Here is an 11,575-nt window from a genome sequence, read left to right as displayed (position 1 = left end):
TTACCCACTCAATGACGCTTCACAAGCAGGTAAATGGTGTAGCTGACCAAGTAGTGATGACGGCCAAACTGTTGCTGCTACTGTAAACAGATGTATGCACTTATTGCTGCAGATAAGTGGCTCGGTTTTCAGCCACAGCTTGCAACTTCACCAACACGCCAATAATCAACATGTAAATGGCACCGGCACATAGAATCGGCCCAAGTGGTTCATAGGTAACCGCAGAGATTCGATTGGTGACACGAGTTAGGTCGACGATGCCGATCACCGCAATCGCTGGGCTGCCTTTGATTAAGAACGACATCTCATTGACTAGCGCTGGTAGGCTCATGATCACCATTTGCGGGAACATGATGCGGCGAAAATAAGTGATACGTCTCATACCAATGGCTTCTGCCGCTTCCATTTGTCCTTTTGAAAAGTTAAGAAAGGCATTGCGCCAAATCTCTGCATTGAATGCCGATGTATTGAGTGTGAGAGCTAAAATAGCAGAAACGTGTTTATCTAAATTGATGCCAAATGACGGAAAAGAAAGGAAAATAAACAGAGCCAGTGTCACCAAAGGCGTTGCTCGTGCCCAGCTGACATAGATACCCAACATTTGATCCACAAACGGGATTTTCATCATTCTAACTAAGGCAATCATTAGGCCGATGACGACACCTAATACAATCGATACTGCCGATATCCATGCCGTTGCCCACGCGCCCTGTAGTAACTGTTCCCAAGCGTAATAATCCATAAACGACCTCTTTGATCAGCGACTTCTTTCGATAGATTGTGCGCCAAAGACTCATGGGTTAAACCGCTTTGAACCCATTGGCATGGACACAAACAGCCGCTAACTGTTTGTGTCGGCGCATGCTTATTCATCTATTGAACGGCTGTTAGCTTGTGATACTGCTCAACCGAAGTGATGGCTTCTGAAGGGAGTTGGTCGAACGATTCACCGAACCACTTCTTCTGCAACTCTGCCATTTTTCCTGTTTGCTCAAGGTGTAGGAAGAATTCCGTTAGGTAAGCCAAAAGCTCAGGATTATCTTTAGGAACTGGCCAGCTAACGAAACCTGGGCCAGAGACTGCTTCGCCTTTTTTGAATACCTTTGACTTCGACTTCACTACCTCGTTAACTGAAACCACACTGTTGATCACATAGTCTATTCGGCCGATTGCCAAGTCGGAATACGCTTCTGGGTAGGATTGATACTGCACCACTTTACCCAAAGATTTGCCTTGTGCTTCGAGCATCACTTCGAGCTCTGGAAGCCTTTCTAGCAAAGCACTGCCCGCTTGTAAGCCCACTGTTTTTCCATCTAAATCGGCTACCGTATTAATATCTTCCGCGTCAGCTCTGGTTAAGAAGTAATGCTGCGCTGAAGCGATAGGTGGAGTGAAATCAAAGGCCTTCAAGCGAGCATCGGTAATGATCGCGCCAGTTAACGCCACATCATATTGACCCGCAGATACCGAAGCGAGTAGTCCTGTCCAAGGTAAGATCTCTTGTTCGATATCGAACTTCGAATATTCACGTAACTCATCAAGCAGATCTTTGTTAATCCCCGCAGGCTTACCGCGGTCGATATAGTTGAATGGAGAGTAGTTGTCTTCTGTCGCCACTTTCATGAAGCCTTGCTTTTCGATGGCTGCAAGCTCCGATGCTTGTGCGACTCCAAAACAACCCAGTACAACTGTCGCTGCCGCTGTTGAAACCCATGCCTTCATCGTCATTCCCTGTTTCATACGCTTTCCTTATCGAGATTATTTGCCTGCCTTTACTTTATGAACGGAATGCATCGGAGACGTAGAGCCAATTTAATTTTCAGGTTGGGACAGAACGATTTTCTAGTTTGGGACAACGTAATTTTCGGGGTTGAGAGAGAGCAAAACACACTCTTAAAACATCAATATGAACTCTGGCGCATTTCTTGCTCTTTTATACAAATTGGACTGAGGTTCACTGAGAATAAGGACTGTATCTCATGGCGATAAATCACAATTGTTTCATCGAGTTTGATTCCAAAAGAAGCCTGCAAGAACAAGTACGTAGCTATTTGGTGACGGCGATATTGAATGGTATTTTTCCGGCTGAACAAGCGCTTCCGTCTTGTCGTAAGCTGTCTAGCCAATTGGGTGTTTCACGCAATACTGTCTCCTTGGTGTACGACAGTTTGCTCGACGATGGCTACCTCATCAGTAAGCCTCGCAGTGGTTATTACCTTTCAGAAAAGTATGAAAACCCGAGTGATACTATCGACGCGAGTTTGGATCATTTTGAATCAGCCGACAGCGACAATGCACCGGATTGGAGCAAACGCGTTAAGCTGCAATTGGGCCAATACCCACGCATCGTCAAACCCTCGCATTGGAGTTGTTACCAATACCCATTTATTTTTGGCCAACCCTCTATCAATGACTTCCCATTAGCTCAATGGCGAGAAGCGACAAGAAAGGTCACCTCAGACCCACATGATCACCGCTGGCTTTGCGACAAGGTCGATAAAGACGTCGACATGCTGGTCGAACAGATACGCACAAGGGTGCTCCCACAGCGCGGTATTCATGCCCAAAGTGATGAGATCCTCATAACCTTAGGTTCGCAGAATGCGCTGTATTTGATTTCGACTTTGCTCATGAACCATCAGAGTCGAGTCGGAGTCGAGAACCCCGGCTACAAAGAAGCGAATCACATCTTCAATCTCTCTGGCGCGCAGTTACACCCGCATCAAGTGGATGAACAAGGATTGAGATTCAATGAGCACTCTTCACTGTGTGATCACTTCTATGTCACGCCTAGCCATCAAGCTCCAACCGGCGTCACCATGAGTGATGAGCGTCGAACTCAGTTACTTGAAATGGCCAAAGCCAATGACGCGGTAATTATCGAAGATGACTATGACGCCGAGTGCAACGTGGAGTGGAATCCTAAACCCGCGCTAAAAGCCAATGACAAGGAAGGGAGAGTCATCTACGTCAGCAGCTTCTCTAAGCTACTGGCACCCGGCTTGAGGTTAGGCTACATCGTGGCACCTGAAGAGTTAATCTACGACCTTAGAATACTGCGTCGCTTGATGTACCGACATGCGCCAAGCCGTGTTCAGATGGAAGTAGCGCACTTTATTGAACAAGGCTACTACGACAGCTTTGTGAGGCGCTTTAGAGAAAACACTCGCCAGCGCTGGAAGCTGATCAACGATGCTGTCTTGAAGTACTTACCTGACTGCAAGCGACTGGCTCAAAGCGAGCAGGCCAACTCTCTGTGGCTACAAACGCCCAGCCACATCAATAGCCAGCGTTTAGCTTCACGAGCCGCCCAAAAGGGCATATTGATTGAGACAGGCTATTCACACTTTATGACGAATACCGAAACGGAATCGGGCTGTGAAGCATTGTCAGAATATGACCCCAATTCCTATTTTCGATTGGGCTTTCACGCCATCGACAAAGATCTGATCGCACCCGGTATCAAAGAGCTGTCAGAGGTGATGAAGATCTAGCATCACTTAAGAGCAGTTTGACCAGACTGATTTAGTGAAAGAACGTAAAAAGAGCATCAATCGATGCTCTTTTGTCGTTTCTGAAGGTTAGGTTTGGCACGTTGAAAAGAACGGGGAATTCTTTGTCAAAGTGCCTTGGTTGCTGTGCTGGCTATCTTATTGGAGACTTAAGAAGCGAGTTCAAACAACACTTCATCAATGATCTTAACGCCTTTCTTTATATCGCTTGGCTGAATAACCAAAGGTGGCGCAACGTGAATGCGGTTATTCACAATGAAGGTCAACAGGCCTCGCTTGGTCAATTGCGCTTTCAATTGCCCCATTTTTTCATTGCTTAAAGGTGTTTTACTTTCACGATCTTCCACCAGCTCAACCGCCCAGAACATCCCTTTACCGCGCACATCACCAATCATAGGGTGCAACTCTTGAAGGCTCAGTAGGAGCGGCCCTAGAACGCTGTTACCGACGTTATCAGCATGTGTGACAATGCCCTCTTGCTCCATCACATCGAGCGTTGCAACGATAGAAGCCATCGCCAAAGGGTGACCAGAGTACGTTAAGCCGCCCATAAAGAAGTTTGACTTAAAGTGCTCAACGATCGGTTCGCTGACCACCACGCCACCAGCCGGCACATAACCCGAGTTCACCCCTTTCGCGAAAGTAATCAGATCCGGCACTACATTAAAGTGCTCAAACGCAAACCACTTACCCGTGCGGCCAAAGCCGACCATGACTTCATCGAATATCAACTGAATGCCATGTTTGGTTGCCAGCTCACGCACGCCGATAAGGTAATCTTTGGGCGGAATGAGAAAACCAGCCGTTCCCGGAATCGTCTCTAGGATAATCGCCGCAATCGCCGTTGGTCCTTCGCATTCAATCACTCGCTCTAAATGCTGCAGGGCACGCTCACTCTCTTCTGCCTCAGTCGCCGCGTTGAATTCGCTTCGATAGAGAAATGGATTGAAGAAGTGAACGTGCCCACGGCTATACTCGTTTGGAATTCGACGAAAATCCCCCGTCGCAGCAATAGCAGTACCTGTATTGCCATGGTAAGAACGGTAAGCAGATAGCACCTTGTCGCGCCCTGTGAATTGTCGCGCCATGCGAATCGCATTTTCGTTGGCGTCTGCGCCTGCATTGGTAAAGAACACCTTCTTAAACGAGCTTGGCGCTTTCGACAAGATGCGCTTGGCCGCCAAACCGCGAGTGAGGTTGGCGGTCGCAGGGGCAACGGTTACCAATGAGTCCGCTTGATCTTTAATCGCTTTGATCACTTGTGGATGCTGATGACCAATGTTGGTGTTAACCAGTTGGCTACTAAAATCAAGGTACTCTTTACCTTCGTAGTCCCACATTTTGCATCCTTGCCCACCCGCAATGGCGATAGGCTCCGCTGCTTCTTGAATCGACCAAGAATGAAATACGCTCTTGTCGAGGTCGATAATATCTTGGTTCACAAGCTGTTCTGTTGATACTTCCATTTCATCGTCTCCATTAACAACACTAGATTCACAGCCGCTCGTGCTTGGCTCGTCTTCGAGAATGAAAGACACAAAACACGACATTGAAAAGGCTGCGCTATCGGATGGAATAATCTTCATCCCAAACAGGGCGGAGGTCATAGTGTCAGTTTCAACAAAACATTGGGCCAGTACATCAGCCCAAGTCTCATCCCCGATCCAACAAACAGCCTGACCCAATCCAATCGTCGATCTGGCTCTATTCAAAACTCTTAGGTGTGAATAGATTGAAAGGCAGACGAGACAGGTCTCATCGAACGCTAATTAACGCAGCAGCAATATCAAAAGCAAAGAGGTGAGCAAGAGTGGAATTAGGATTAGCGATGACATTGATTCTGTTTGCAGGAGTAGTTCGAGGCTATTCAGGATTTGGGTTTGCGATTATCGTAGCGCTTTCCCTCAGCTTTATTGTTCCACCATTGCAAGCGGTAACCATCGCTATCTTGTTGGACTTTTTAAGTGCCTTTCCTCTGCTCAAGCGAAGTAAAACCACCATCAATATCCGGCTTATTGCGCCGCTGTGTATTGGCATGTTGGTTGCGGTGCCTTTCTCGCTGTATTTCATTAGCACGATATCGGAATCAGGCTTGAAGGCCTTTATCGCGATGATGTCTTTGGTCGCTAGCACGCTGATTATTTTGGACTTACGCCTCACTTGGTTGCACCAACGACACGCGTTTTGGGCGGGAGCCATTTCGGGGTTTAGCATGACCACCGCTTCTTCAGGAGGTCCGCCATTAGTGACGTATTTGATGAACCTGACCATTAAAACCAGTGAACAGAGAGCCACCGCGATTGTGTTTTTTCTGCTGAGTTCAGCGATTTCACTGATCGGCTTCATATGGATTGGCGCATTTAACCAAGAATCGTTCATCACAGGTTTATGGCTATTACCGGCAGCTTTGATTGGCAATGTACTGGGGCAAAAACTGTATCTATCAGTACCGAACTTGTCTGCAAAAACAACGACCGCGCCGATTTTGATCGGCATGGCACTACTTATGTTAATTTCAAATTAGAAGGATGTATTTATGGATAAGATAGCGTTCATTACAGGGGCAACCTCTGGTTTCGGCAAAGCGGCAGCAAAACGTTTCGCAGAAGATAACTGGTCGTTAGTGCTGTCTGGTCGTCGAATCGAAAGGCTACTCGACCTAAAGGAAGAATTAACGGTGCCTGTGCATGTAATTCAACTCGACGTTCGAGACGCAGACGCCGTAAAACAAGCCATTGATTCATTACCCGCTGAATTTTCATCGATTACCGCATTGGTCAATAATGCTGGGTTAGCTTTGGCACCAGAAGGCGCGCCTGATGTGGACTTGAAAGACTGGCACACTATGATCGATACCAATGTCACAGGCTTGGTTAATGTTACTCATGCGCTGTTGCCTACGTTAATTAAAAAAGGCGCAGGAAGCTCAATCATCAATGTTGGGTCAATCGCCGGACAGTGGCCTTACCCAGGAAGCCATGTGTATGGTGCCAGCAAAGCGTTCGTAAAGCAGTTCAGTTACAACCTACGTTGTGACTTACAAGGCACAGGGGTACGAGTGACTGACCTCTCCCCTGGTATTGCAGAAACGGAATTTACTCTTGTAAGAACTAAAGGTAACCAGACGGCTTCAGACAACCTTTACCAAGGCACTACACCGTTGTCAGCAGAGGATATTGCCGAGCAGATGTTTTATATCGCAACCTTGCCAGATCACATCAACATTAACCGAGTCGAAGTGATGCCGACACGTCAAGCATGGTCTGCGTTCGCAATCGATAGAGATTAAGTTCAAACCGACACATACAAAAAAGGTGGTCTTTTCAGGCCACCTTTATCATTTCTTTCACACGATACTTCAAATATAACCAACGGCATAAAAGACTATGTCTAATTCGCCTCATTACTCTTTTAATGAAAGTAAGATTAGAGATACTCAACTAAACAATTTGCTGCTCATGTTCTTTGTTTGATTCCGTCTCTTTCGACAAGAAACTCGCTACGATCTCTCTCAGTTTGCCTTGGTTAACCGGTTTAGGTAAAAACTCATCCATGCCTACATCGAAGCACAAATGCTTGTCTCGCTGCACGACGTTGGCCGTCAGCGCAATGATTGGAATATGCTTTGCAGCCCCTTCTTCGAGCGCTCGGATCTGCTTGGTCGCTTCGAAGCCATCGAGAACCGGCATCTGACAATCCATAAAAATCATCTCGTATTCGTTGGCTTTGAATTTCTCGACACCAATTTCACCGTTGTCGGCAATATCAACCTCAAAGCCAAGCTTCTTGAGCATCATCTTGGCGACTTGTTGGTTTACTCGCGAGTCTTCAACAACTAAAACTGTACCACTAAATTCTCCGGCAACTGCGACAGGTTTTGACTCTGCTTGAATTGGAGCTTGTTTATCGGCTGGTGTGGCGTTTACAGAGACAATGGGAGCATCTTTAACAACCGCTGCAGGTTTACTTAACGGCACAGGTTCATTGTCTTTAAACGCAACCTCTCCTCTGTTCGGATAGGTAAAGACTGAAGTATCAGCCGCTCTCGCGAGTACCTCACTGATGGTCCATTTAAGCTGATTATCTTGGTAAGGACGCGCAATGTAGGCAACAAAACCGACTTGTTTAGCACGAGCTTCATCTTGCTTTCTAGGGTCAGCAGAGATCATCACTAACTTGGGACACTCGCTACCAAAGCGTTCAACTAAGCTTCTCGCCAGTTGAAAGCCATCAACGGACGGCATTACTTTGTCTATCAGAACGAGATCATAAGGTGATGACTTAGCCACAGACTCTGAAACCAACTCTAACGCTTGGTTTGCCGTTTCACAGCACTCAGACTTAACGCCAAAGGATTGAAGCTGTGTAGACGTTATACGCATGTTCAGCTGGCTATCATCCACAAGCAGAACCGAAACCTTATTGAAATCGATATTGCTTTCATCGGCTTCTAAACACGGGTCAAAGTCAGCCGTAAAATAGAAGGTACTGCCTTTACCTTCAACACTGGTGAGTTCAAGCTTGCTGCCCATCAATGTCACTATCTTCTCGCATATTGTTAGACCAAGCCCTGTGCCTCCATAAATACGTGTGGTACTGCCGTCGGCTTGTTGAAACTTATCGAACACCGATTTCTGTTTGTCTTCTGCAATACCGATACCGCTGTCGACAACCTCGAACCTCACTCTGAGTTTTTGCTCAGGCTCAACCACCTCTTCCAAACGAAGCGAGAGCGTGACGTGGCCATGCTCGGTAAATTTAATCGCGTTACCTACTAAGTTATTTAGGACTTGTCTTAGTTGTATACCGTCGCCAATCACCATGGTTGGGATCTTAGGGTCGATCGCTAATTGGAATCGAAGCCCTTTCTGTTCAGCTTTCACTCGAAAGGTTGATTCAACGTCGGCCGCAATGCCCATCATTTTCATCGGCTCTTGCTGAAGCTCTAGTCGCCCCGCTTCGATCTTCGAGTAATCGAGAATGTCGTTGATTAAGTCGAGCAACGTAAGCGAAGAGGTGTTGAGCATGTTGATGTACTCTTTTTGCTCTTTCGGCATATCCATTTCAGAGAGCAAAGACGACAACCCGATAATCCCATTCATTGGTGTACGGATTTCGTGACTCATATTGGCAAGAAATTCACTTTTATTGCGGTTGGCCACCTCAGCAACATCTTTAGCTTTTTCCAGCTCTTGATATTGTTGACGAATACGTTCTACCGATCGGTTATAGCTACTCTCTAGAGTCGATATCTCATCTTTGTAAGTAGAGTGAGTTGGCGTTATAAAGCGCGGTTTGTTGTCTTCGACCTGTTGTTGGTTGATTTGGGAAGACATAGTCATCAAACGTTTTACGACAAGACGATAGACGATGGTTAAACATACGAGAGACAACAAGAAGATTTTAACGGCTTCGAAGGCGAGCAACAATAACACTCGTTCTTCAAAGTCATCTAGGATCATGCTCAAGTCTGATTGCACCGTGAGCGTCGCCAACGGGAAGTCTGTGCCGCCCATCTGGTGCACCATTTCCCAAGACTGAGAATAAGATTGGCCTTCGGTCTTTTGACCTAACTCTAGAATTTTTTCATCGGGACTTTCGATAAGAAGGTAACTGACCGAAGGGAGGCGAGAGATGCCTTCGGCTTGCACAAACAATTGCTCTCGATCTTCAACCCACAAACTTGCCGTTAAACCAGAAAGGTAGCCAGCCTTGACCTGCTCGATCTGAGAGCTGATAAAAGAAACTCGACTTTGGTACTCTACATACAACCCGAGACCTGTCACTATAACTGTGAATAAGGTACTGATCGCTATTATCATCCCGATCAACTGTCGGGAGAGTCCAACGTAGCGTTTTCCTTTTGTCACCATACACAAATTACCATTATTGTTATCCTAGCAAACTACAATTACTCAACTAGTATAATAGTAGTCATTCATCAAATAACTAGGGAAGGTTATGAAAAAACATCTTATCGTTGCATCCATAGTCAGTTTGTTTTCAAGCAGTTATGCTTCTGCAAGCGAACCTCTTCACTACTACATTATTGCGAGCCAAGCGCAACCTTTTCAAATCGAAACTGACGGGTCATCTCACAGAGGAATTGTTTCAGATATTGTGGAAGCCGTGTTTGATGACAGCCAATATGAGATCAACTACCACACCTACCCTTTTAATCGAATGATCGACAAGCTCGATGCGAGAGAGAATCCAAACTGGGTTACCTATGGCAGCCCTAGTTGGGGGAATATTCAATCTGCGAACCTATCTGAAGACCCGATTTACAATGTAAAACACGTATTACTCAGCAGCGGTAAAAAGCCATTTGAGTTCAATACAATCGATGATCTCGATGGGAAAGCCGTGGTATTGCTGAAAGGATTTGAGTATCCGAACTTGGAATCTTATATCCAACAGGGCAAGCTCAACGAGATTCGAGTAAAAGATTACACTGCTGCGTTTCGTGTCCTGAACCGAGCACCTGGCGACACCGTGTTTGTGGAAATGGAATCACGAATCAAATACAACCTAAACGAGCAAAAACTGAGTATTGATGATTACCAGATGCATGAGTTTGGTTCTGTCATCAATAACTACCCTATCCATTTGGCGTTTGACCCTGAGATGGATCCTAAGCTGCAAAGCTTCATCAACCAACGCCTAGACCAAATGAAAGACGATGGACAGCTTGACGACATCGTACAGAGTTACTTATAGCACCAGCGTAACTTAGAACTTAGCAACGGATAGCTTAGTCACGTACGTTAACTCTCGTTGATGCCTGACTCTCTAAAACCGAAAAGGCCGCCCTGCTTCATACTAGATAGCAGGGCGGCCTTTTAAATGCGTCTAAGGGGTAATCATAAGCATGCCGCTATCTGAATCGACGAATCAGTGCGAAGCAATCAAATGCAGTTGCTGAGTGCGAAGCTGGTGACGCACTGCCATCAGAATCTTACCCAAATGGTTCTCGCCGGTTCCATCGCCGCCATCGCCCCAGAAGTGGTCTTTGTGCGAATGTTCTTTGATCACCGAATCTCCGGTATTGGTAAGAAACAGCGCAAACTGTGGATTCTGTCTGAACTTCTCCGTCACAATAAACTGCATCACTTCAACACGAATGTCATACCAATCTTCGCGAACTTGGTCTTCGTAGTCACGACTTAAAGAGAACGCTTCAGCAGGTGTACTGGCTTCCAAAATGGTATTACGTAGCGCTTCGGAGGCAAACTTCATCGCTTGATAATAATGTTCGCTGGTTGCCCAAACTTGATCACCTACCTTGATAGGACAAGCGGCAAAATTTGACAGGTATCCGTTCGGATCTTCGGGTTCGTAAAACAGCACTTCTTTAGCTTGAGCCACAGAATTAGACATAGCCTTCTCCTTACCAACGACATCGCATATTTTTGCTTTAACTTTAAAATTAGTGGCGTTGAATATGACTGTCAAACAACTTAGCTCAAGAGTATGCCATGTGCGTGTTTTTCATCTGAAAAGCGTAATATCAAAAGGGTTAGGCTAAACAGAACAGTGAGCCAAAGAATCAAGGAGTTGATTAAATCTGGATAGGAAACATGAAAAAACAATTATAAATCAAAGGGTGGCGTTGTGCCACCCTTCTAAATGCAATGGGGATTATTAGTGAATAAGACCTAGCTCCCTCGCTTCTTCCAGACTCAAACCGCTTTCTCTAATTTCTCTTAGAGTCTCGATACGACGACGAGCTTCAGCAGACTTCATTTTCTTTTCTGGTTTGAAAGATACTTCTTCTTCAGCATCCCACTTGTTTGCAATATTTGTCATTTCATCATGGTTGATAGAATTAATGGACATGTTTTCCTCCGAAAAGCACCATGTAATGGACAGGTAATCTGTAGCAAATGCTTTTTCGCTTGTTAAGAAATTCTGTACTGAAGTGTGATGATTCCGACGCTTCACAAAGCTAATTAATAAATGCCTCATTTAAACTTTGCCAAAGCCATTTTCTGCAATTATATTTAAAAGATTCCCCATAAGAAATGTGGTTTGATCCAACTCTCATTTTCCCCTCTTTCAAT

Annotated in this window: 10 protein-coding genes; 4 read left to right on the top strand and 6 right to left on the bottom strand. The window is 45.7% G+C overall.

The features are described from left to right. Nucleotides 1–100: 100 nt before the first annotated feature. Nucleotides 101–742, bottom strand: coding sequence for an amino acid ABC transporter permease (locus LMH68_RS16740; protein WP_017066356.1), 642 nt, complete (start codon nt 740–742; stop codon nt 101–103). A 131-nt stretch (nt 743–873) separates the two neighbouring features. Next, nucleotides 874–1,740: a transporter substrate-binding domain-containing protein gene (locus LMH68_RS16735; RefSeq protein WP_065584482.1), complete on the bottom strand. Its 867-nt coding sequence runs from the start codon at nt 1,738–1,740 to the stop codon at nt 874–876. Between the two features lie 239 nt (nt 1,741–1,979). Between LMH68_RS16735 and LMH68_RS16730 the strand changes: the two genes are divergently transcribed. Further along, nucleotides 1,980–3,494, top strand: a complete 1,515-nt coding sequence (locus LMH68_RS16730) for a PLP-dependent aminotransferase family protein (RefSeq protein WP_017066354.1) — start codon at nt 1,980–1,982, stop codon at nt 3,492–3,494. A 167-nt stretch (nt 3,495–3,661) separates the two neighbouring features. Here the strand turns inward: LMH68_RS16730 and LMH68_RS16725 are convergent, their stop codons facing one another. Then, entirely contained in the window at nt 3,662–4,978 is a 1,317-nt protein-coding gene (locus LMH68_RS16725; RefSeq protein ID WP_017066353.1) for an aspartate aminotransferase family protein, read from the bottom strand. 362 nt (nt 4,979–5,340) lie between these two features. Between LMH68_RS16725 and LMH68_RS16720 the strand changes: the two genes are divergently transcribed. Together LMH68_RS16720 and LMH68_RS16715 are read left to right on the top strand one after the other, a co-directional pair. Continuing rightward, on the top strand, nt 5,341–6,036 hold the full coding sequence (locus LMH68_RS16720) for a sulfite exporter TauE/SafE family protein (RefSeq protein WP_017066352.1): 696 nt from the start codon (nt 5,341–5,343) through the stop codon (nt 6,034–6,036). A 12-nt stretch (nt 6,037–6,048) separates the two neighbouring features. Beyond that, a complete protein-coding gene (locus LMH68_RS16715; RefSeq protein ID WP_017061222.1) occupies nt 6,049–6,801 on the top strand; it encodes an SDR family NAD(P)-dependent oxidoreductase in 753 nt (250 codons plus the stop codon). A 151-nt stretch (nt 6,802–6,952) separates the two neighbouring features. Here the strand turns inward: LMH68_RS16715 and LMH68_RS16710 are convergent, their stop codons facing one another. Continuing rightward, nucleotides 6,953–9,385 carry a response regulator gene (locus LMH68_RS16710; RefSeq protein ID WP_229647583.1) on the bottom strand — a complete coding sequence of 811 codons (2,433 nt, stop codon included), beginning with the start codon at nt 9,383–9,385 and terminating at the stop codon, nt 6,953–6,955. 88 nt (nt 9,386–9,473) lie between these two features. Between LMH68_RS16710 and LMH68_RS16705 the strand changes: the two genes are divergently transcribed. After that, the gene (locus tag LMH68_RS16705) at nt 9,474–10,232 is read left to right on the top strand and encodes a substrate-binding periplasmic protein (protein ID WP_065584480.1); all 759 of its coding nucleotides are present in this window, start codon (nt 9,474–9,476) and stop codon (nt 10,230–10,232) included. A gap of 174 nt (nt 10,233–10,406) precedes the next feature. Here the strand turns inward: LMH68_RS16705 and LMH68_RS16700 are convergent, their stop codons facing one another. Both LMH68_RS16700 and LMH68_RS16695 read right to left on the bottom strand, forming a co-directional pair. Beyond that, nucleotides 10,407–10,967 (bottom strand): NADAR family protein, encoded by a 561-nt coding sequence (locus LMH68_RS16700; RefSeq protein WP_050643559.1) that lies wholly within the window; start codon nt 10,965–10,967, stop codon nt 10,407–10,409. Nucleotides 10,968–11,156: 189 nt separating this feature from the next. Further along, nucleotides 11,157–11,351 carry a hypothetical protein gene (locus tag LMH68_RS16695; protein ID WP_017061218.1) on the bottom strand — a complete coding sequence of 65 codons (195 nt, stop codon included), beginning with the start codon at nt 11,349–11,351 and terminating at the stop codon, nt 11,157–11,159. Nucleotides 11,352–11,575 lie beyond the last annotated feature (224 nt).

This window comes from Vibrio sp. F13 (genome assembly GCF_020806305.2).
Lineage (GTDB): Bacteria > Pseudomonadota > Gammaproteobacteria > Enterobacterales > Vibrionaceae > Vibrio > Vibrio crassostreae_C.
This window is presented reverse-complemented; position numbering and strand designations above follow the sequence as displayed.

Coding starts and splice junctions, on each gene's coding strand:
- LMH68_RS16740 (WP_017066356.1), bottom strand. CDS start 742: ATGGATTATTACGCTTGGGAACAGTTACTACAGGGCGCGTGGGCAACG.
- LMH68_RS16735 (WP_065584482.1), bottom strand. CDS start 1,740: ATGAAACAGGGAATGACGATGAAGGCATGGGTTTCAACAGCGGCAGCG.
- LMH68_RS16730 (WP_017066354.1), top strand. CDS start 1,980: ATGGCGATAAATCACAATTGTTTCATCGAGTTTGATTCCAAAAGAAGC.
- LMH68_RS16725 (WP_017066353.1), bottom strand. CDS start 4,978: ATGGAAGTATCAACAGAACAGCTTGTGAACCAAGATATTATCGACCTC.
- LMH68_RS16720 (WP_017066352.1), top strand. CDS start 5,341: ATGACATTGATTCTGTTTGCAGGAGTAGTTCGAGGCTATTCAGGATTT.
- LMH68_RS16715 (WP_017061222.1), top strand. CDS start 6,049: ATGGATAAGATAGCGTTCATTACAGGGGCAACCTCTGGTTTCGGCAAA.
- LMH68_RS16710 (WP_229647583.1), bottom strand. CDS start 9,385: ATGGTGACAAAAGGAAAACGCTACGTTGGACTCTCCCGACAGTTGATC.
- LMH68_RS16705 (WP_065584480.1), top strand. CDS start 9,474: ATGAAAAAACATCTTATCGTTGCATCCATAGTCAGTTTGTTTTCAAGC.
- LMH68_RS16695 (WP_017061218.1), bottom strand. CDS start 11,351: ATGTCCATTAATTCTATCAACCATGATGAAATGACAAATATTGCAAAC.